18 protein-coding genes and 1 pseudogene are annotated in these 20,304 nt (G+C 54.6%); 2 read left to right on the top strand and 17 right to left on the bottom strand.

The window, feature by feature from the left end; all coding sequences use genetic code 11:
* Positions 1-179 precede the first annotated feature (179 nt).
* From AC0CW1_RS02140 to AC0CW1_RS02095, 10 genes are all read right to left on the bottom strand, one after another.
* Complete coding sequence (locus AC0CW1_RS02140; RefSeq protein ID WP_488181469.1) at positions 180-809, bottom strand: 5' nucleotidase, NT5C type; 630 nt, start codon at positions 807-809, stop codon at positions 180-182.
* Between the two features lie 365 nt (positions 810-1,174).
* Entirely contained in the window at positions 1,175-1,543 is a 369-nt protein-coding gene (locus AC0CW1_RS02135; protein ID WP_488181468.1) for a hypothetical protein, read from the bottom strand.
* A 94-nt stretch (positions 1,544-1,637) separates the two neighbouring features.
* On the bottom strand, positions 1,638-3,224 hold the full coding sequence (locus tag AC0CW1_RS02130) for a vWA domain-containing protein (protein ID WP_488181467.1): 1,587 nt from the start codon (positions 3,222-3,224) through the stop codon (positions 1,638-1,640).
* A gap of 47 nt (positions 3,225-3,271) precedes the next feature.
* Entirely contained in the window at positions 3,272-4,528 is a 1,257-nt protein-coding gene (locus AC0CW1_RS02125) for an AAA family ATPase (RefSeq protein WP_488181466.1), read from the bottom strand.
* An 89-nt stretch (positions 4,529-4,617) separates the two neighbouring features.
* Positions 4,618-5,544 carry a DUF6744 family protein gene (locus AC0CW1_RS02120; RefSeq protein WP_488181465.1) on the bottom strand — a complete coding sequence of 309 codons (927 nt, stop codon included), beginning with the start codon at positions 5,542-5,544 and terminating at the stop codon, positions 4,618-4,620.
* Between the two features lie 87 nt (positions 5,545-5,631).
* On the bottom strand, positions 5,632-6,072 hold the full coding sequence (locus tag AC0CW1_RS02115) for a single-stranded DNA-binding protein (RefSeq protein WP_488181464.1): 441 nt from the start codon (positions 6,070-6,072) through the stop codon (positions 5,632-5,634).
* Positions 6,073-6,742: 670 nt separating this feature from the next.
* Positions 6,743-8,227: a RecB family exonuclease gene (locus AC0CW1_RS02110; RefSeq protein ID WP_488181463.1), complete on the bottom strand. Its 1,485-nt coding sequence runs from the start codon at positions 8,225-8,227 to the stop codon at positions 6,743-6,745.
* Positions 8,228-8,302: 75 nt separating this feature from the next.
* Positions 8,303-9,457, bottom strand: a complete 1,155-nt coding sequence (locus tag AC0CW1_RS02105) for a DUF3854 domain-containing protein (protein WP_488181462.1) — start codon at positions 9,455-9,457, stop codon at positions 8,303-8,305.
* A gap of 143 nt (positions 9,458-9,600) precedes the next feature.
* Positions 9,601-10,494, bottom strand: a complete 894-nt coding sequence (locus tag AC0CW1_RS02100) for a hypothetical protein (RefSeq protein WP_488181461.1) — start codon at positions 10,492-10,494, stop codon at positions 9,601-9,603.
* Positions 10,495-10,985: 491 nt separating this feature from the next.
* Positions 10,986-11,699, bottom strand: coding sequence for a hypothetical protein (locus tag AC0CW1_RS02095; RefSeq protein ID WP_488181460.1), 714 nt, complete (start codon positions 11,697-11,699; stop codon positions 10,986-10,988).
* A gap of 315 nt (positions 11,700-12,014) precedes the next feature.
* Here AC0CW1_RS02095 and AC0CW1_RS02090 point away from each other — a divergent pair, with 315 nt between their 5' ends.
* Positions 12,015-13,367: an IS1380 family transposase gene (locus AC0CW1_RS02090; RefSeq protein WP_488181459.1), complete on the top strand. Its 1,353-nt coding sequence runs from the start codon at positions 12,015-12,017 to the stop codon at positions 13,365-13,367.
* A 112-nt stretch (positions 13,368-13,479) separates the two neighbouring features.
* Here AC0CW1_RS02090 and AC0CW1_RS02085 read toward each other — a convergent pair.
* From AC0CW1_RS02085 to AC0CW1_RS02060, 6 genes and pseudogenes are all read right to left on the bottom strand, one after another.
* Positions 13,480-14,010: pseudogene (locus AC0CW1_RS02085) on the bottom strand (IS4 family transposase); the annotation flags it as partial.
* Positions 13,959-14,408: a hypothetical protein gene (locus AC0CW1_RS02080; RefSeq protein ID WP_488181458.1), complete on the bottom strand. Its 450-nt coding sequence runs from the start codon at positions 14,406-14,408 to the stop codon at positions 13,959-13,961. The pseudogene AC0CW1_RS02085 and the gene AC0CW1_RS02080, both read right to left, overlap by 52 nt.
* Before the next feature lie 124 nt (positions 14,409-14,532).
* The gene (locus AC0CW1_RS02075; RefSeq protein ID WP_488181457.1) at positions 14,533-15,375 is read right to left on the bottom strand and encodes a hypothetical protein; all 843 of its coding nucleotides are present in this window, start codon (positions 15,373-15,375) and stop codon (positions 14,533-14,535) included.
* Positions 15,375-16,250, bottom strand: a complete 876-nt coding sequence (locus AC0CW1_RS02070) for a S1 RNA-binding domain-containing protein (protein WP_488181456.1) — start codon at positions 16,248-16,250, stop codon at positions 15,375-15,377. Before AC0CW1_RS02070 ends, AC0CW1_RS02075 begins: the two co-directional genes overlap by 1 nt.
* A 24-nt stretch (positions 16,251-16,274) precedes the next feature.
* A complete protein-coding gene (locus tag AC0CW1_RS02065) occupies positions 16,275-18,785 on the bottom strand; it encodes a type IV secretory system conjugative DNA transfer family protein (protein WP_488181455.1) in 2,511 nt (836 codons plus the stop codon).
* Positions 18,782-19,156, bottom strand: coding sequence for a DUF6075 family protein (locus AC0CW1_RS02060; protein ID WP_488181454.1), 375 nt, complete (start codon positions 19,154-19,156; stop codon positions 18,782-18,784). Before AC0CW1_RS02060 ends, AC0CW1_RS02065 begins: the two co-directional genes overlap by 4 nt.
* Positions 19,157-19,682: 526 nt before the next feature.
* Here AC0CW1_RS02060 and AC0CW1_RS02055 point away from each other — a divergent pair.
* Positions 19,683-19,931 (top strand): hypothetical protein, encoded by a 249-nt coding sequence (locus tag AC0CW1_RS02055; RefSeq protein ID WP_488181453.1) that lies wholly within the window; start codon positions 19,683-19,685, stop codon positions 19,929-19,931.
* A 116-nt stretch (positions 19,932-20,047) separates the two neighbouring features.
* On the opposite strand, the gene AC0CW1_RS02050 is transcribed toward AC0CW1_RS02055, so the two are convergent.
* Positions 20,048-20,242 (bottom strand): hypothetical protein, encoded by a 195-nt coding sequence (locus tag AC0CW1_RS02050; protein WP_488181452.1) that lies wholly within the window; start codon positions 20,240-20,242, stop codon positions 20,048-20,050.
* Positions 20,243-20,304: the final 62 nt, after the last annotated feature.

The following is a 20,304-nucleotide window of genomic DNA, read 5'->3' as shown; positions in this document are numbered from 1 at the left end:
CCATAAATATTTTATTATTCCAAGCCAATGAATTAAATGGATCAGGAAATTTTAGGTATTTGATCGCGTTTTCAGTTTTTTGAATTCACACAATGAACATCAGCACACGGGTTTACTAAACTAACGCACCCTTGATCTTCCGTAACAAAAAGACCAAGGGTGCATCTTTTTTGCTGTATTCAATCTGAAAAAGTCGGTTGTCTTCTTTCTTCTCTTGCAAAAACGATTTTTGAACCAAATACTCCCTTGAAAACACTCCAATCATGAAACCGAGCTATCGGTAGTGTGCGATTATATTCCTGCGCTTTGACTAGCACTGGAATCCCGCTTTCTTCCGCCTGGCGCACATACACCGGATCGTCTTCCACAAGGAGATCCACTCCCCAAGTTGTGCAAACGGCCCCCTTTTCCTCCGTAAACAGGATTTCCGCTTCAGGGAACCCGTGATTATGTAACCATCTGGCTGTCACTAAGTGACTCTCCCGAGGTCGAGCCGTAATATAGATAATCCGGTGACCGGCATGTTTGAGAAACGTCAACACTTCCGCTGCTTCCGGATAGGCTTCCGCCCTAGCAAAGATCCGGAGACCGTCAGGAGATGAGAAAAATTCCGGTCCCAATCCCGGCAAGTCCCAACGGCGCATAGCCCGGTACTTTCCCGGAATCGTCTCCGTTCCGAAAAAATGGAGCGCCAGTTGCTCATTGATCTTGGCAATCGTGTTGCAGATGTCCACCCCGATCACCAGGCGCCGCTCTGCGGAGAAGAGAATCAGCAACAACCAAAGGGGAATCTGGTTTGGCTTATTCATTATCCCCCATCCCCCTTTCGTTGTTTTCGTCCAGTGAAGGTAAGGATTCGGCCCATTTCTGCCACACCGGCCGGTTCCACCCGTGGACGAGTCAGCCGGTTACCCTGTCCATCTTCAACCCAAGAGATTGTAACCTCTCCCGGCCCCTGTTTCAAAATATCTGGAATGAGCTTTTTGAGCACATTCGGGGGAATACTGGTAATTTTCATCGTCATACGCCTCTGGTCGCACGACCAGAAACTTTTCACCTTCCTTTATATCTCCCCCGCGTGCAGCGGGAGAGAATCTCGTCTCTCCCCTGCAAAGGGGAACCATATAAAGGATATTACCCAGCGAAAGCCGCTGGCATGTCACCGAGCTTCAAGTCAGCACGGCTTGCAAAACCGCTCAGACCATTCCGGCCCGGCGGCATCAAAGAAGGCCTGATGGTCCATTTTCGTCGCCTTCGCCCCGCTCAGGACGACCTGAAACAGCGCCCGGAAGAGTTCGAGGAGCGATCTGCCCGAAACGACTTTCAACGGAACGTCCCGCATGGTGAACGTCACCCGCTCCCGCTCTTTCCCGCCGGCATGAATCGCCCATTCGGCACTCACATCGGCTGTCTTTTCCCGGCGCATCTCTATGGCCCGAATGGGAACCAGGACGCAGCGCTGGCCGTAGAGCGAAATATCGTGATCCATCGAAAAGATCACCAGATTGCACAGTTCGGCAATTAGATCTACCGCTCGGTTCATCGCTTTCGCCTCCAAGCAACCGGGGCAGGAACCCCTTCCCGCCCCCGGCTCATTCTATTTCACTGGACTCGTCCTCGCCATTGTCCGAGAAACCTCACAGTTCCAGGACAATATCCACGGCCTCAACGTCAGATCCCTGGACTACCGTGGCCACCCGGTCGGAAAAGAGGCTCAGGGTTCCATCGGAGGCATCGCTTCCGATCAGCACGCCGATGACGTGAAACTCCTTCTCCGTCTTCACCTTCTGAAACCGTTCCAGGAAGTCGCTCGATACGCTGCACTGCCCGTCCGTAATGAAGACGACATCCCCCTTCTTGAAAGCGGAACGTTGCAGCAGGTTGAGCGCTTCCTGCAAGGGCCGTTCAAAATTCGTGCCGCCGCTCAGAAAGCGGGTCACCATGTCCAGCACATCCTGGGGTTTCGCTCGCTTCGGCTTAGGAAACTCAAAGGAAACAATCTGCGAGGCTGACCCAAACAGGATGGCGGCGAAGGCGCGCCGTTGCTTCCGGGCGATATCAAAGAGGGCCAGGCAGAGCGCCTTGGACCATTCCTCCCGGCTGTGGCCGCCCATGTTTTCGGCCATCGAACCGGAGGAATCGACGCAGGCGATGATGGGCCCCTTCCCTTCCGTCTCCTTACCCTCTAACTTCCGCTGCATCAACTGCCCTTCCGAGAACCGACGGAGAAAATCCATCCGGGTGGAGGGACAGCGAAGCTGCGCCAGTTCTGAGGGCAAGATACGGGACAGGTCGGCGCCCATCTCCACATCGACCACCTCCGTTGGCGGCTGATGGGTCCGGTTCCGGCGCTTCTTGGCCGCCATGGCCTTCATGCGCCCAGCCAGTTCCGACACCTTGCGCAGCTTGCCGGAATCCCGGAGGATTTCCGCAAGCTCCATCCGCTTTTCCGGCGGCATGGTCTTCTGTTCCCCCGGCCCCAGGCCGTACTGGATCAGCGCCTGCGCCGTTTCCGCCTGTTCCGCCGCTTCTTCTCCAAAGGCGTTCTTCATAGCCCGGATCACGGAGGCCGATTGCGCCGTTTCCTTGCCCAGGGCTTCCAGTTTCGCGCCCAGTTCCTCGGCCTGTTGCTGGCTTTTCTCGGCCTGCTGACTCGCCTTCTGGGCCTGCCGTTTCGCCTGCTGGGCCTTTTTCTTCATCTCCTGGGATTTCGCCGTGTCCCCTGCCTGTTGGGCCTGCTTCGCGGCGTTCAGGAAACTCTCCATCATCTGGCGCTGCAGTTCCGCCTCTTCCTTCGCCGTATCGGCCGCTTTTTCAGCCGTCTCGGCATCCCTGGCTGCCCGGACCGCTTCCGGCGGAATCAGGTCGACCAGCTTGGGGGAAAGATGAACGCCACCCAGCGCCGACGCTGCCAGGTCGTCCTGGGACCACTCCCGGATGTTCTGCCACTCGGGCAGGGTCATCGCCTGGGCAAGGATCTCCCGGTTGAACCGCAGAGACGGCCGGATCTGTTCAGGCGGCAGAAACTGCGGATTGGAATAATACAGGCCCATGCCGGCGTCCTGCAACAGAGAGGCAAAGGGACGGTAATCGGGCTCATGGTCTTCAATCAGTTTCGTAAGACGGGGAGAGTTGGCCACCAACTCTCCCCATTCGCGCCGGTCTGCCCGCAGGGCGTCGACCGTTCCCGCTTCCGGAACCATAAAGTCCGGTCGTTTTTCCATCGCGCACTCCGGACGCTCCATCGAACGCCGGAAGCACCTCCCTGTCCTTACTTCGTCAGGTTGAAGTCAAAATCGGCCTCCACATGGAAGGCCATCTTATGTACCGTCCGGTGCAGTTGGCGGACCAGTTCGAAGTTCTCCCGGAGCGCCGTCTGTTTGCGTTTCGTTCCCGCGTCAGGCTCCATGTCCACCAGCCGCCGTCCGATCTTCTTCAGCTTGGCGATGGCCTTAGACGTTTCCGAAACCTCTTCCGGATTGGCCAGCGCCTTTTCCGCCACTTCCTTCGCGTCGAGGACCAGTTCCTCCAACTGTCCGGTAAACTTGTCCCCGAACTGGCGCAGGATGGCCCCGACCTTCGCCTTCTGCTCTGGCTCCTCCCAGAGCGAATGGGCCAAGATGGACAGATCCTCTTCCACCACCTGATCGCGTCCGTCTAGGACGGCATGGGCCTTCAACAGGGCCAGCCCGTTGACGAACCGGCGATCGGACGGGTTGATTCCCTCTTTGTGCAGTTCGCGGCGGATTTCCCGGAGCGTGTTCAGCGTGGCCATGGGGACCGTCGCCCGGTCACCGGCTGCCTGAAGCGCCTCCAGATCGGCTAGCGACAGTTGCGGACGGTAGGCCGTGATTCCCCATCCGGTTGCAGCGCCGGAGAGCATGTCGAGAAAGGCGCCGTCGCCCAGGTAACTGAGTTCGAAGCGCAGGTGGAAGCGGTCGAACAGCGCCGACAGGTTCTCGCCCTCTTCGGGAAACTCGTTGGAGGCGCCGATGACGCTGACAAGCGGCGTGCGCACGGGGGCGCCGTTGTTATAGAAGAGCCGTTCGTTCATCAGCGTCAGCAGGGCGTTCAGGATGGCCGAACTGGCCTTGAAAACCTCATCCAGAAAAGCCACATGGGCCTCCGGAAGTTTGGCCGTCGTGATCCGCCGGTAGGCATCCTGCTCCAGGGACCGTAGTGATACGGGGCCGAACAGCTCTTCCGGCGTGGTGAACTTGCTCAGGAGCCACTGGAAGTAGTTGCACCCGTTCAGGAGTTCGGCCAGTGAAGAAACCAGTTCGGATTTCGCCGTACCCGGCGGGCCGATCAGGAGCAGGTTCTTGCGGGCAACGATGGCAACCATGGCCGCCTTGATGACGCTCTCCCGCTCAAAAAACCGTTTGGCCAGGTAGTCCATGACCGCTTGCACCTTCTGCAGTGCCTGGGCGGCATCGGGGACCGGCGCGGGACCTGCCATGGGCGCGCCCGGTTCATCGAAGAAGTCGTCAAGGCGTAACGATTCGATGGCTTGCGTTTGGTCGAGCATAAAAAACTCCTCCTTTTAAAGTAACAGCCCCACAGCACGCCGTTGGCGTTGCCCGTGGGGCTTTTTCTCGTCGTTCATCGAACGACAGCTTATTTGGATACAAGGGCAGCCGCCTTCTCCACCATGGCCACAATCTGGCCCTTGATGGCCTGAATGACAACGCCCATGTCCTCCATCTCTTCCTGAAGCAACTGCTGATATTCAGCAAAGGACTTCAACTGCCGTTTGGCATTGTCGATGAGTTCTCCCGCGTGCCAGGCGTCCAGCTTGTCGTTCACCAGCCCCTCCTTCATATTGCGGAGGATGGTTTCCAGGTGATCGCGTAGCTTGGCCCGGACGAGATCCTTGCCCTCATCGTTGTTCCGCAGGGGAACCATCCAGCCTTCCGAACCGCCACCAAAGAGCCGCAGCAGCCGGATCAGCGCCTCCAGTTCCATTTCGTTGCACACCGGCACGAAATAGACGCCGCCGGAGGGCCGCACGGCAATGGGGCTCATGGTCTGAAGGATCGACTGCACGATATCCCGCAGATGGCGCCCGTTGTAGTGCTTCTTGGCGTGTTCAAAGATGAGTTCCGCCTCTTCGATGACGGCCTGGACGAGTGGATCCTTGGAGGCCGATTCGACGACGAAATCTTCCACGTCCTTGTCGTAGACCAGTTTCGCTTCGCCCGCCTTGTAGGTGATGTTCTCCGTTGTGGAACTGACCTTTTCCACCACCACGGTCCGGACCACCTTCTCGCGGGTCGACTTCACGTTGCGGACCAGGACGTTGACGACAACGCCCTCTTCCGAATGGATCTCCTGGCGCTTCTTTTCAACAGCCGTGGTGGCGCGCCGGAAAGCGTCCACCGGGGAAATCTTGCGCGGCATGTGCTTGAGGTCCACACCGGCCTGCTTGAATTTTTCCTGCAACGATTCGCGGGTGATGGCCACATCGGATACGGTAAACCAGGTCAGGTATCCCAGCGTGGCATCGTTTTTCTCGGCACTCGCGGCCATATTGAGAATGTTCATGGCACCCTCCATAGCGCCGGGCCTCGACCGCCGAAGCGGTGAATGCTCCGGCGGTCGCCGTCTTTTCCCCCGGCGATTGGGGAGATTTTAGAAGGGCATGTCGTCCGGGTCTACCCCGTCAGGGAAGCTTATCTCCTGACCATAGGAGAAACCGCCTCCGGATGGGGCTTGGTCCCCCGGCTGACCGGATTGTTCCGACCGCTCCAGGAACCGGACCGTTTCGGCCACCACTTCGATTGCCGTCCGCTTCTGTCCCGATTGCTGATCGGTCCAGGAGCGCGACTGCAGGCGGCCGTCGACAGCGACCAGGCGGCCCTTGGCCAGATACCTGGCGGCGTTTTCCGCCTGCTTCTGCCAGACCACGATGGTGAACCAGTCCGTGATCTTCTGGGCGCCGGACTGCCGCTGCTGGGACGACTGGGGCCGGTCCACAGCGATACTGAAGGTGCATACCGGAACACCGCTGTTCGTGTGGCGAAGTTCCGGATCCTGGCCGAGCCGGCCGATGAGAATGACGCGGTTGAGCATGTTCCCTCTCCCTTTCTTCCTTGCCGGACTTGGTTTTTGACCAATATGGTCAGATCCGGCTTCACCTCATGGGGTGTTTGTTCAGTGCCTTGATGCCGTCGCTCCAGCGTTGCCGGAACAACAAAAAAAGCCCTGTCAACGTTCCCAAAAAGGGAAATCCGTTAACAGGGCTTTGATCGCGATTATCGCTGTTTGGATAAAGAGAGTGTCCTTACCCGCTTGTTCCTGACCTTTCCCATCCTCACATCAGTCAGGCATTGCACACGCAGTTCTCTCCGCTGCACCGGAACGGCAGAACGACAATCTCCCGGTGGGGGGTGACATTGCCGCATTTTCCCTGCCGCATCTGCTAGTCATCTCAAAATGGCGACAAGCAGTGATCAAATAAGAGTCATATATTTAGATTATACCAAAAGTTGCAGAAAGTGAAAAGGGAAAAAGCAGTGCCTTTTCCCAAATGTCTACCCGGATGCAGCAACCATGTTTTGAGCAGAATGGTCCGGGTTCTGATTCAACTGACGATGTTTCGGGGAAAAAGCTCAATTGCTTCGCCATATCCTGCCCCTCCGCCGAGACGCACGGAGGGGCCAGAGGCACCCCCGCATGCAAATGACGCGAGGGTACCTCCCTTTTCATTTTTTCGTTGAACCCAAAGGTCTCTTTTTAGGCTCTAGCTTGCGCGGGCCATTTCCGTCGGGACAGCCAACCGCTCAATCGTCTCCAACTGAGTGACCAACTCTGCCCGCACTTCCGGCGTCAGGCCATCCGGCACCGAGTTGTTCAATAGATCCCAGAAGGCTTCCTCCAGCTTCCCGGCTTCTGCCAGACGATAGGCCTGCCGCGCCGTGGTCAAACTTCCTTCCGGCGCGCCTGCCTGCTTCAAGGTCTGGCCAAAGGCGGCCACCGCCTGGACGACCGACAAAGCCGTTTGATTGTTGCCCTTACCGCTCTCCTGCTGCGCCGAGGCCGCGGGGGCTGGCAGAGTGGCATCCACTCTTTCACCGGACGTTTCCACGGTGGCCGGGGCTGCGCTGGCTGCCTCCTCTACCGCTCCATCATCCTTTTTCACCGTCCAGCGACACTGGGGTTTCCCCAGGGTAAACGTCCCGTCCAGGTCGACCCCTTCCTTCTCCAGCTTCTTGGCTTCCGTGGAGGTCAGGGAGATGTACTTGAAGGGATCGAGGCCCTTGTCGGTGATCCGCTGGAAGACTTTCTTGAGGTGGTATTTCCGAGTCGGCTCCGTTTCCATTTTCCCCATGATCTTTCCGCCAGCCCGGATGGCGCCGTGTTTTTCCGTCCAGGCCTTCAGCACATCCTCCACCTGCTTGACCTTGGCTTCCCATGCCAGCAGTTGCAGGCCATACTTTTCAGCCATTTCCCTTGTGAGCAATTCCGGGTTCTGGGGAATCTCCGGCAAGTCCTCCGCAGGCGCCGCCTGCAGGGGCTGGTATTCCCCCCGCGTAGCCGGGCACTGCTGGGCGTGGGCGCAGTAGGCGCATAGCCCTGATGGGTTGCAGGCAAAGGCACTCTCTCCCCCGCGCAGGGCGGCATCGATAGCTGAAACCTGCGCCTTCACCCAGTCGGCTGTTTCCGCCAACTCGTCGGGACCGTAGTGAAACTCGTCAACCTCTCCGAGCCGCACCCAGTCATAGCGGACCAGGGCTTCCCTGGCCGCCTGGGTGGCGACGGTGTTGAGCGACATGTAGGCGTACACCGCCAACTGCCGGGTCGGTTTCCGGTTCCGGCCTGTCTTGAAATCGATGATCCGCAGCGGTTCTCCCGGAAAGATGGGAACCATCAGCACATCGGCCGTACCGGACAGCCGGTGGTTTCCCACGGGCATGGTCATGCGCACTTCCGCATGTATTTCCATGTCCAGCGGCCGTTCGTAGTTCTTCACGCAGCGCTTGGCCATGCGGACCACATCGGTTATGTTCGCTTCAGTCAGTGTCGGGTGCTTGGCAACCTCTTCCCGAGCGGCCTGTTCAAAACCGGGGAATCCCTTCCCCTGCTTCAGCCACCGTTCCGCCACTGCATGGGTTGCCGTTCCCTCGTCGGCGGCCGCGTTGGGCAGTTTCGATCCAAGGACGTTTTCCGCGAACCAGCGGCGGGGACAGCTTTCAAAGGTATTCAGGCTCGTTACCCGAATCTCCATCGTTCATTCTCCTCTCCTGCCGGAAGGGGTCTAAACGCCTTCCGGCTTACGTATCTTCATCCGCCCTTTGCGGGCTTATATCGGCTGCCGCTGGATGGCGCCGTTTCCGTGACTGTGTAGGACATCATCCAGCCCCTTGCCGAGCTTCCGGTCCCAGACAGCAATGGAAACGGGAGTCCCCTGCGCCTTCAATGCGGCGATCAGGTTGTCCCGGTGCTTTGCCACCAGCGTCTCTGTTCGGCCTGCATCCCGGTCATAGGCAACGACGACTTCACGCACCCGCAGGTAAGCGGCCAGTTCCGGGATATGCGCCCAGTTACCTACACCGGGAACGCTGACGACCGTTTCTTCAAGCGCCAACGATGCCCGGTCCGCTTTCAGTTCCCCCTCGGTCACCCAGAGGCGCTGACTTCCCGGCACAGTAGCCGTATGGAGCAGCGCGCCCGGCGACGATCCGCCCGGTCTTGGTTTTCCTTCCTTGTCTGTCAACGAGGACAACCAGACGTAGACCCGACCGCCGTTTGCGGTGGGTACCCGCACACGGATGGCGTAAATCTTACCGTGGACACTCCGGACAGGGATCAGAAGTCCGTTCATGCTCTTGACCGCCCAGCACCCATGCGGAGTCCGGTAGAATCCCGGCACGCCGGTAAAGTCCTTGATGCCGGTGAAAGAGGAAATCCTCTTAGCGATCCAGATTCCGTTGGTACGCCGGGATTGGGCATAGCCGAGGCGTTGGATATCGGCTTCAGAAAAGCCCCGCGCCAGCAGGCCCGCTTTTTGCGTGTCACCCAGTTGATACTGGGGGAGCGAGAGCAGGGCGCGGTACACCGCATCCCGCAGGGACGGCGGGGCCAGGGAAACCGATTCCGCTTTTTTGGTCGGCGTCGTCACCACAATCTGCGGACGCGCCGGAACCTTGCCCAAAAACTCTTGGGCGATATGTATTGCCTGCGGAAAGCTGACCTGCCGAACCAGCATGATCAGGGTAAAGACATCGCCGCTGGCTCCGCACTTTTCGCACTTCCATAGATCCGCGCCGTCAACCGCCGCGTGGGGCTGAAAGTGGCAGCTTTGCATTACTCCCTCGCTACCATGAACGGGGCAACGGAAGAAGTGGGTGTTTCCCGCTCGTTTTACGGGGAGCTCCAGGTGGGCACAAAGATCGTGCAGCCGCAGTTCCTTTCGAATGCGCGCCTTCTCATCCCTGGGATGACCGATAGGCAACATTTCGCTTCCCGCCTTTCCGCATCGTTGTTTGCCGGAATTTCGGGTACAAAAAGGCCCCCTTCCGCGCTAACGGCAGAACGAGGCGTTGAAAAAATCGCGGGGCCGGCATCCGGCGCCGGCCCTTACACGTATCCTTTCTTTTGTCAAACAAAGATGAGGTTCCCCTCCTTGTTCTTCATTACTTGAATTTCAATCGCCTGACCCACTTTCCATCCGGCGACCACATCAGCCTGGTCGGCCATTCCGTAGACTTTCGCCTGTTGCCCATTGCCGCAATCAACCATCACCATCGCCAAGCGGGTGCCGTTTCCGTTTACAGGACCTTTCGGTTCCGTGATCACAGTTCCCGCAATGGTGAAAGCCGAAGGACTCTGGGGCGATTGAACAGATTGGTTCTTTCCGCTTTCCGAAGGACTTGACTCCTTCCCTTTGCCTCCTTCGATGACACCCGACGGAGGGGGAGGCGGTACCGAGTCTCCCTGTTCCTGCATGGCGCTTTGGACTTCCTCGGCGCTGGCCATGCCGGAGCCGATTAACACGTAACCCAGCAGGCCCAACGCCCGCCCGATCACCGAGGTTTCGGCATTCTCGAAGGGGTTGGTGGAATCTACGCCCTGCCCCCCGATACCGAGTTTCGCCGTTGCCGTGACATTGCCGTAGATTTCGGATTGCACCGTCACCCTGGCAAGTTTGGTCTGTGTGTCAAACTCCACCGGCAGAATGTGCAGCTTAGCGCCCTTCTCCCGGTGCTCATACCGTGCCCAGGCCACCCGTCCCTCCACGGAGAGGTAGGGTCTGGCGATGGTGATGAACGTTCCCTTGTCACCCGACCAAAGGCCGAGCGAACGGGCGTTGGCATCGATGGGGGCCGGTTGATTGTTTAATTTCATGTTCCGTTCGATGGGAACGATGGCCCCGTAGAGCCATTCAGGAACGCTGGCTCTCGCCCTGGTAAACTCCAGAGTCTCTGCCTCTTTCAGTTCTTTGGCCCGCTGGATCAGCCATGCGGGCGTACCGTTGTTCTGTGCTTGCGCCATTTCAAATAACCTCCTTCATGCTTATCGCCGGGACATGGTGTGACCGCCGAAGCGATCAAGTCCTCGGCGGTCGCCCATATACTCCGGGCATGGGAAGGTGTATGTGAACGCCCCTGGTGCAGGGACGAGTGGATTTAAAACGCAAAAAAGCCATTGTCCACACGCCCATAGGGCTACTGTTGACAATGGCTTATCCTGCGAAATCGCGATATGGCCTACAGGGAAATGCCTGCAAACCCTTGTGTCCGACCCGAATCCCACCACTGTTGAGTCTGGACAAAAGATACCTGTGGTTCACTCCGCCACATCCGGAACGGCAGAACGTCAACGGCCCGGTGGGAGGCGCCGAAAACGCATTTACTCTGCCGTATCTGCTTAGTCATCGCGAATAAATCGGTGATAAGCAGTATTAGAAATTATACATCTATATTTTATCAGCCAATTAACCTACTTGTAAAGACTTAAACACTCATTAAATGCCGTACTAGCTCCTAATTGTCTTTAGTCCGAACATACGGATATATGCTGTTTTTTCGAGGGAGATAGAGGTCTCTCAAATAACCAACGATTTCTCCTGTATCAGTGTTCAGCATCTTATCCTCAACCTCTTGAAAGGGATGCTTACGGTATGTTCCAGCTAGGAACTTTATATTGTCATCGATTCTTTCAAAACACCAATAGTAACATGCACCAGGGCGTAATGACGTCAACTCAGAAGGTCTAACAAAACCATATTTTGATAGATTTATAAAAAACTCTGTTAATACCTCTGTTAAACCCGATTGATTTCTATATTCTTCAAGATCTTTTGTGAAAACCAAGTCCCAATTAAGAGGAACTGAAGCTTGATTTTTTTTAATCCACTCTATAACGTGCTTAATACAAACATAGCGTGATTTCCCACGTGAAATTGTTGAATATACAAAAACCCTGAATACAATCGCCTGCCATATTCTCCTATCGCAATTAAATACAAAATCCCCTTCAATCTCTTTATTTAAATATTGAGGAATGCTGTTTATATCGATCCCAAGCGCTTTAGATACTCTTATCCATTCAGGACTATTATGTATTGTTTGTGCCCATTGCTCCCGACAAGACTCTTGATATTCTTTATTAAGGAGACGTTGTAAGTTATGTTTTTTAAATTCTTGTTTACGCTTCTTCTTTTCTTCCTCAGACTTTTTTCTTTTTTCCTTTATCATCAACTCTTTTTGATATTGTAATTCAAGCTCCTTTTTCTTTTCTTCAATCTTACTGTTATAAATCCAATACTTGTTTTTTGTATGCTCTAAGATAATTTCTGCTACTTTTATCCTATCGAATGAATTGCTGTTAAAATCTATTGACGACAGATCAATTTCAATTGCAGATATATCGGCATTTTCTATCTTATTTCTCTTTATGTCATCTACCTGAATCCGTGATCCCTCGCAAAGTAACCGGTCGAAAATGGACGAAAAACTCCGTATAATAGAGCTACGTGGAGATAATCATCATCCACTAAATTCACCTACGGGGTGATCGAAATGAAGTTTATTCTTGAGCAATCCAAGGAAGAGTTGACCCCCCATACGGGACTGGCGTTGGTGGGCGCTTTGTTAAAAAAGACCTCTTTGAAGCTACGCTTAGACAAAACCAGGGTTCAGGATTACACGACACCCGAAATCAGTCATGGCGATTTGGCGTTTTCCTATATCGGACTTCTATGTCAGGGCAAGAATGACTTTGATGCTATCGAACTGGTGCGAGACGATGACTTTTTTGCCTTGGCAATGGGCGTAAAGACTGTTCCCGCAGCACCGACCTTGCGCCAGCGGATGAATATGTCGGCAAGAAACCCCGAATGGAAACGCATCATCTTAGAAGAGTCGGCAAACTTGATCACGAAAGCAGGCGCAAAATTAACACCGGTTACCATCGGAGAAGGCGACAATGCGCGCGATTACATACCGTTGGACTTTGACGTTTCGCCCTTTGACAACTCGAAGACAAAGAAAGAGGGAGTGGCTCGCACCTATAAAGGATGCGACGGCTATGCGCCCATGTTTGCATACGCCGGTCTGGAAGGATATTGTGTGCACTTCGAACTGCGCCCTGGAAACGATCATTGCCAAAAAGGAACGCCGGAGTTTTTAGCGCAAAGCATTCATTATGCGCGGCGTTACGGCGCCAAATCCTTACTGGTGCGGGCGGATGCAGGCAATGACAGTGCCGATAACATTCGGGTTTGCCAGAGTCCAGAAACCAGAGCCGACTTCATCATAAAACGAAATCTACGAAGAGAAGCGCCAGAAATGTGGTTGGACATTGCTAAAGAAACAGGGCAATGCCGTGTTGTGCGAGAGGGGAAAAAAATCTATACAGGAAGTATTGAATCATCTGCCAAAGGAATAGAGAAACCCGTTCGCGTTGTCTATGAGGTCATCGAACGGTCGATGCTGTCCAACGGGCAACTTCTGTTGGTGCCACAGATCGACGTAGCAACTTACTGGACTTCATTACCAGATGCGCCTGAAGTCATCCTTCGTCTATACCAGGCGCATGGCACAAGCGAACAATTTCATAGTGAGTTCAAAACAGATTTGGACTTGGAACGACTACCCAGTAGCAAATTCAAGACCAACGAACTGGTGATGCATTTTGGGGTTCTTGCTTACAACATTCTCCGCCTCATTGGCCAAGAGACCATTCACCGAGAGGATGTACCGCTACGAAAGAAGGCAAATCGTCGGCGGGTGCGAACGGTCATTGAAAATATAATCACCATCGCCTCTCGATTGGTGCGACACGCACGGCAACGCAAGTTATCCTTTGGAGCGCATAGCCCATGGTTTGATACGTTTAAGGGGTTGTATGCTGCTTTTACTTGACAGGATTTGCTAATGGCAGCCGAAAATAGAGCGAAATCAACCCATCAAAGAGCGATTGGTGGGTGTGCTTGATTATGCCCTTTTTTCGTTAATTTTGCATGTGAATCTACCCTCAAACTTCGCACCTTAGATCAGCCAATAAGTCCCGAATATACTTGGGCTGAGAAGCGATCCATTGCATGAGTTGACGTAGAATATCGGTCGCCTTTTCCGAAGAAACCTGTGCTTTGAGTTCAAGAAAAAAGTGCATCAGCGTGCGGAGAGCCGTCTTGAGATCGAGATCTCGGACTTCTTCACTAAGTAGCGAAAACAACCCTCCGAGCGTACGCTCGTCTTCTTGATGACGCCGTTCCCATTCCAAGAGGATGTATCGCGTAAAAACGAGAGTGGTGTGGCTGATTCGCATATCAAAACACTGGCCTTGAAATTCACTGCCCAGTTTTAACAAGGATTTGGTGGATTTGAAAAACACTTCAATGCTCCAGCGCATGCCGTAAATGCGCACGATTTCTGCCGCTTCCAGGGTTGTATCCGTGCTCAACAACGCGAGCCATTCTCTTGGATTATTGCGGTTGCGAATGAATACAAGCCTCACGGGGATGCCTTGCTTGGTGTGGACACAGATGGAGCCGATGATTTCCGAGCAAACTCGTAGAAGAAGCCTAACCCTTTGCGTTCAATGTCCGTAGCATATCTAATTAATTTGCAAATTTGATTCTCATTTATGTTGCAATTTACGTTAAAAATATGCAGCAATGAGCAGGCTCTATATTTTGAATCATGTGCCCATTTTTTTAGTTTCTCAATGTTCACCCTTGCCTGTGTATATGAAGAACGGTTTTCTATTTCAATCGCAACAATAGATTTAGTGTGATTTTCGTTTGCAATGGTTATATCGACGTACCCGCCGAATTTTCCCTCTAGATCTCTCTTCTCTTCGTGAACACTAAAACCTTCCAGTCCCCATTCATGTTGTAGCAACTTTTCCAGTGACGTGCACAAGTTCTGCTGAAAGTAAGTCAAAAAAGGGGTTTTTCCCATCTGCCCCGTCCCCCCTGCCCCTATTCGTTAATTGATGACAAATATCTTAAATACCATTCGGTGTATGGCAATAATCTCCTTCAAACCGGCAACTCTGAACAGAAAGCAGAGTTACATGCGACTGTCAGAACTCAATCGTCGCCTTAATCATATCCCTGTCGCCTAGTGTTTCCCAAAAGACTTCTCCAATTGGATGCTTCGGGTCGCTTAGTTGCTTGTCCGTTGTATACCACGCAAACGGATCAATTGGTGAAAGTCTTATGGCCAGTTCCCTAACCATACTCTCATCCGGAAGAATAAACAAAATCTTTTCGTCTATTATCCAGCGCAGGTCATTCACAATGCGGTCAATCTCCCCCGGAACCCTTTGGAGAACAGAGACTTGATACGTCTTCCCAACAGTCTTCAACACGGCTGTCCAGGGCCGCCCGCCGAGAATACTCCATTCAAAGCCTATAGATTCACTAGACAATCTAGCCGCCAACTGATTCGCCGTAAGGATCTTCAGTAACATACTGTCTGTCTCCGTAGGAACAATCCCTCTCTGGTTATAGAAATACACCCTGGCCCTGGGCGGCGCCGGCCGATCTTCTTCATCCGATGGCGCAAAGAGTTCCCGACTTACGAGCAAGTTAAAGAGCGGTTCCTTTTGATTACCGTCACCAGACAGTTTTTCTTTTTCTCCAGTGAAAGGAAAGACAATCTGGTGACGCTGCAGAAATCCGGCGCGCACCAGCGCATCCAGGTGACGGCGGGCAATCTCCATCCTTCCGTCGAAAGCCATGTGGGCCACCTGCCAGACAGTGGCATACCGGACGGATTGAAGCACCCGCTCAATCCGCCCCGCATATCCCTGCTTCTCGGCCGGCAGCAGGGACAGGGGAATCCCCTGCCCTGCCCCGTTCTTTGTCCAATGTACTTCCGCTCGTCCACCGACGAGAAAGGGCATCCGATTCTTTTCCGCCATTATTTACGCAGACCTCCCCGGTTGGGATTGGGAACCACGGCCCAGATGCGGCGCTCCTGGGGATCAATCTTGCGGATCTGCACAACCAGTTCGTCGCCAATCATCAAGCGTCGGTGGCGGGGATGGGGTACGAAGGCCGTCACACCACAGGCCAGGGTGACCAAAAACCCCGTTTCCATGGTCTTGGTGACGCGGGCATGGTATTTCCCCTTGACCAGGTAGCGCCGGGTCACATGGTTCCACGGATCTTCCACCAGCGGCTTCAAGGAGACCTTGACGCTCTCCTTCTCCCGGTCCAGTTCGGTCACATGGACTCGCACCACGTCGCCCACCTTGAAGGAATCGCGCATGTCGGGGATGTAGGTGTGTCCGGCATCCTGGGGCTTCAACCAGACATAGACACCGCCCAAGTCCAGGTACGCCTGCACCCGGTTCACCTTGCGAACCACCGCGTCACGGATCGCACCCACCTTGAGTTCCTTCCAGGTGCGTTCGGCCATCTTCTCCAAGGCCCCCAGGCGGGAACCCACGACCAGGCCCGATTCCCTGTCGACTGCAATGACGCTGAAAGCTACCTTGGCGCCGACCAGTTGCTGCAAGTCCCGCTCCCGCGTCATTCCGCTCAAGTGCATCGGAATGATCACCTTAATGTCATCGCCGGGCAGCGCGATCAGGCAGGGCTGTTCTGTCTCTTCGATTTTGCCGTCCTTGCGCACCGGCATCCGGTGTTTTTCGATGCCACCCGCCAGAGCTTGGACGATCATGTCGTTCTGCTTGGCCCGGTAGATTTCCACCCAGGCGCTTTCCGCCGGCCGACTGTGTTCGTAGGAGAACCCTTCCGGGCGGAACATGGTAATCAGGTTGGATGTCGTCATAAAGAAAAACCCCTTTCAAATATTTTAGCGGCCCTCTGTTTGGGCCGCCTGCAGGCGCCGGATTTCCTCCAGCATTTCTTTTGGCAGTTTCATCTTTCCGGCGCATCCGGTTTCAATAAAGCCGGAGCACCCGGCAAACAAGCCATGCTTGCTGTTGCGCAGAATCAGGGAGCGTCCACAAAGGGGACAGGTCCACCCCGGAATCCGCTTCCCCACCTTGAGTTGGGACACATCCACCGGAGGCATCGCCCCGGTGCTTTTTTGTTGGGATACGTTCTCCTTTTTGGGTTCAATCGGCGAAACCGGAGCGGCAGGCGCTTCTGACGGAGCATCGAGAACAGGCTGCGTGTTCGAGGTTGGGCCCCCGACTGCTGGATCATCGTCCAGAAACACGATTGGCTGCGCTTCCGGAACAATCGCCTCTGTCACCGTAGCTACTTCCTTTTCACTGACCTTCACCTCCTCATGTTTCTCTTCACCCGGTTCCGCTGGCATGGTCAGAACCTGTTCCCATCTTTCCAACTGGTCTAAGGCTCGGCGAATAATGTCCTCCATCACCCGCGCGGCGGCTTTCTCCCATGGCCAGCAGTTTTTCTCCCTGACCATCGAATCCAGCCGGAATACATCCCCTTTCAGCCGGGCAGTTTCCTGGAGCAAATCCAACGCATCTTCCCGACTGCCACCCTGGGCCGTATATGCCTCCATCCGTTCTTCCAAGGCCCGGAAGCGATTCAGGGCCTCCCGGATGGGCGAAACGGGCTTCTTGTCCTCACGCTCCCGGATAAAGGAGCAGACACCTTCCCCTGGCGCCATGGGGCGACCATTCTGGATTCGTTTGTGGATGATGTGGAAAGAATCCAACTCCATGACCTTGGTATAGGGGAATCGCGGTTCCAGCTTGGCGCTCTCCTGAACCCGTTCCGGAAAAACAGACGGCAGGATCGGGTGATGGTCGAAGCTCTTCTTGGTGTCGATGACCTCCACCATGCCGCATTCCCGCTCGACCCACTTGGCGTCCGACTCCGGCAGGCCGCCAAACCAAATCTTGTTCCGCGTATTGGCCAGCACCGTTTCCCGAAACTCCCGACTGTCCGCCTTGAGCAATTGGGAAGAGTTTTGCAACGCCAAAACGGCGGCGCAACGGTACTTGCGGGCGATGGTAAGGAAGCGGTCGAAGTCGGGGTTGATGTAACGGGGAAACTCGTCCACGTAGAGCACATGGGGCGTGCGGGTCCATTCATCCCCGTCGCGCCGGAAGACGGCGTTCTGCATGTGCATCATCACAAACTGTCCGAACACGTCGCCCAGCTTGCCCAGCGGTCCCATGGCCGTGTTGACAGCCAGTACCTGCCCTCCCCTTTCCAGGTGATCGTCCAGGATGATATCAGAGGGACCGTTCATCACCCGCTGGAGCAGTTCGTTGGTCCCGATGTCGGCCATCTGCTGCCGGAGACCGGCAGCAAATTGATAGAGCTTGTCCTGCATGGAGCCGAAGACTTCCGCATCGAAGTATTCCGCCAGGTCATCGTTGCCGCGGAGTCGCTTGTATCGGCTGACCGATTGCTGTAATTCGTTGGTGTTGCGGAGAATGCGCATGACCGTCGTAAAGTCGATGTGATCGCCGTGGATGCGCTTGAGAAGCAGCACCGTATTTCTAGCCATCGTCTCCTGGACGGTGGCGAAAAAGGCCTCCTGCTTCCCGAACATGGACTTGAGAACCGCCCGAGTGGCTTCCGCCACGTCGTTGTCCTTGCCCTGCATAGTGTTGAATTTCTTTGTGTCGGGCCGTTCCGGGTCAACGTGGACGCAGGGGATGTTCAGCTTATCGCACTTCTCAGCAACCCACTCGGCAAGGTCACCGGAGGGCTCGATAAAGGTCAGGCCCAGCTTATGCCCCTCTGCAATGCGCTGGAGGTCCTGGTAGGCCATCGGCTTGATGATGCTGCTGGTCTTGCCGCATCCAGTAGGGCCAAAGATGCCGGTATGCAAAAACCGGTCCTTCCCGCTGAGGGCGACCGGCTCGTTTGTATCGACATCCTTGCAGATTTCCACGTCCATGAAGGAGAGGTCTGGTTTCGTGTTTGTTTTTCCCAGTGAAAGGAGAGTGGAAAGCCAGCCCTGCTGGCGGGCGGCATCGGTGATCTGCCGCATTCTGGCCTGCATCTTTTCGCCTTGGGACTGACGGACGAAGACCAGCGCTATTCCGGTGACGAGGAGCAGCAGCGGCGCCAAGGCGGCGATAACCGGGATGCGCCTCGCCCATCCAGCCAGTGATGGGATTGCGGCAAGACGTTCCGCCATCGGCAGGGTAAGTCCCTGTAGGTAGGTGGATGCCAGCCATGTGATGTTGACGACCGTGGCCACACCAAACAGGCGCGCCGTTTGGTCATTTTTCTTTCGGTTTGCCGGATATCCGCCTGCAGCCAGCACCAGCAGGGTCAGTGGAAAAAGCACCCGGTTCTGTTCCGGGAAAAACACGCCCGCCGCGTATCCCCCCAGGCTGAACATGATCATGCCAATGGCTGCGTTGTTCATGCTCCATCCTCCGGCTCGAAGACCAGTTCAGAACACCGAAAGCGAATGGCGATCGCGTTGAGGGCAATGGCACGAAAGTCCTCGTCGAAGGTCGAGAACAAGTCTCGCACCGAAGGGCACTCCCATCCGTTGTACAGATGAAAGGCCAGTTTGAGTATGCACCGTTCGCCATGGGAAAAGTCCGCCTGTGACAGTACCTCCGGGATGATCTGGCGCTCCTTGAAATCGTAGATTCGTGTCAGCATCCGTTTGAGTTTTGGCACGCTACCAAGGATGTAAAACAGCGCTAGGCGTTCCCGGTCACCGGGGCTTGTGCTGTCCTTAGCCAGCATCTCTTGGGCGGCCCGAGGAATGAGGATGGTGTCGTCCATGTTTCTACCTCCCTTTATTAATTTGGCGTGGGATATCTACGGTTTCCTTACGTCCGTTTGAGTTCCCACCTCAATAAAAAATGCCGGGAAGCAACAAGTGGCTTACCGGCATCCTTCATGACTATTTGTAAATCCATGGCATATGCCCAATAGTAACGCCTTCTTAAAGAATCACTGGCTTATAAAAAAATTTATCAATCTCCCACAAATAACTACAAAACCATCGCTGTACAAACTGAGGACAACAATAAGCACTCTAGAATCATTATGTAACAGTGACTCAAACCAAATATTAAGAGGGGGATTAAAATGAAAAGAATTTTCCCATCCATGGTCGGCCTGTGCTTGTTAGGCCTTGTATGCGACTTTCTTACATGGAGCATCGAGTTTTCACCAAGTAGCCTTGACCTTACTAGCTTAATTAAACTGTATATCCAGCATCGGATAACTTCAATTTTGGACATATCGGAACACACGTTCCTGAACGTGACAGTCATGATACAATTAGCCCAAAGGAGACGATTGTATGTTCGATTGTCAGGAAGATATCGTCAAATTCACAGTCACGACACTGATAGTCAGTATTGATGGCAGCCAAACGTGTCAAAGAACCGCCGTCGACCTGTTGGCAGACATCGAGCAATCGGTCCTAATGCCGGGCTACCTCATCCTCCACCAGGGAGAACAGTATCAGGTGGCCGCCTGTGACGACGGCACACTGGTCCTGGCCAGAAAGTCGAGCAGGAGAAAGCGCTGTTCCACTATCCAGCTATGAGCCAGCGTAGAGAAGCAAACCGTGTTTCCATCCTTTGTGATACATTGTGTCAAAAAGCATGAAACCCCGGTCCTGATCAGGATGCCGGGGTTTCATCGTGTTTTCTCATCTCGTCGTTACCCTGGAAGCCGGTTCCTTTGCATCTCCTGAGCGTAATACTGACCCAGGACGCGGAGGGAACCGACGATTTGTTTTTCATGGCGCTTCTCCAGCCAGCCGAAAAGCAGGTGCTTTACATCCTTTTCGGCTCGGTTCAGAATGGCCTTTTCTACGGTACTAGGTTCTCGACGAGCGAAGATGCGTTGAATCACGAACACCACTCCTTTGCAAGCTTTTGGAAAAATCGCATATTCACTCGTTGAACCCCGAGTAA

The organism is Heliomicrobium sulfidophilum, assembly GCF_057715735.1.
Note: the sequence above shows the minus strand (reverse complement) of the source record. Positions and strands in the feature narration are given on the sequence as shown.

What these genes read in the sequence shown, in the direction of transcription:
- AC0CW1_RS02140 (WP_488181469.1), bottom strand. Translation starts at nt 809, where the DNA reads ATGAATAAGCCAAACCAGATTCCCCTTTGGTTGTTGCTGATTCTCTTC.
- AC0CW1_RS02135 (WP_488181468.1), bottom strand. Translation starts at nt 1,543, where the DNA reads ATGAACCGAGCGGTAGATCTAATTGCCGAACTGTGCAATCTGGTGATC.
- AC0CW1_RS02130 (WP_488181467.1), bottom strand. Translation starts at nt 3,224, where the DNA reads ATGGAAAAACGACCGGACTTTATGGTTCCGGAAGCGGGAACGGTCGAC.
- AC0CW1_RS02125 (WP_488181466.1), bottom strand. Translation starts at nt 4,528, where the DNA reads ATGCTCGACCAAACGCAAGCCATCGAATCGTTACGCCTTGACGACTTC.
- AC0CW1_RS02120 (WP_488181465.1), bottom strand. Translation starts at nt 5,544, where the DNA reads ATGAACATTCTCAATATGGCCGCGAGTGCCGAGAAAAACGATGCCACG.
- AC0CW1_RS02115 (WP_488181464.1), bottom strand. Translation starts at nt 6,072, where the DNA reads ATGCTCAACCGCGTCATTCTCATCGGCCGGCTCGGCCAGGATCCGGAA.
- AC0CW1_RS02110 (WP_488181463.1), bottom strand. Translation starts at nt 8,227, where the DNA reads ATGGAGATTCGGGTAACGAGCCTGAATACCTTTGAAAGCTGTCCCCGC.
- AC0CW1_RS02105 (WP_488181462.1), bottom strand. Translation starts at nt 9,457, where the DNA reads ATGTTGCCTATCGGTCATCCCAGGGATGAGAAGGCGCGCATTCGAAAG.
- AC0CW1_RS02100 (WP_488181461.1), bottom strand. Translation starts at nt 10,494, where the DNA reads ATGGCGCAAGCACAGAACAACGGTACGCCCGCATGGCTGATCCAGCGG.
- AC0CW1_RS02095 (WP_488181460.1), bottom strand. Translation starts at nt 11,699, where the DNA reads ATGATAAAGGAAAAAAGAAAAAAGTCTGAGGAAGAAAAGAAGAAGCGT.
- AC0CW1_RS02080 (WP_488181458.1), bottom strand. Translation starts at nt 14,408, where the DNA reads ATGGGAAAAACCCCTTTTTTGACTTACTTTCAGCAGAACTTGTGCACG.
- AC0CW1_RS02075 (WP_488181457.1), bottom strand. Translation starts at nt 15,375, where the DNA reads ATGGCGGAAAAGAATCGGATGCCCTTTCTCGTCGGTGGACGAGCGGAA.
- AC0CW1_RS02070 (WP_488181456.1), bottom strand. Translation starts at nt 16,250, where the DNA reads ATGACGACATCCAACCTGATTACCATGTTCCGCCCGGAAGGGTTCTCC.
- AC0CW1_RS02065 (WP_488181455.1), bottom strand. Translation starts at nt 18,785, where the DNA reads ATGAACAACGCAGCCATTGGCATGATCATGTTCAGCCTGGGGGGATAC.
- AC0CW1_RS02060 (WP_488181454.1), bottom strand. Translation starts at nt 19,156, where the DNA reads ATGGACGACACCATCCTCATTCCTCGGGCCGCCCAAGAGATGCTGGCT.
- AC0CW1_RS02055 (WP_488181453.1), top strand. Translation starts at nt 19,683, where the DNA reads ATGTTCGATTGTCAGGAAGATATCGTCAAATTCACAGTCACGACACTG.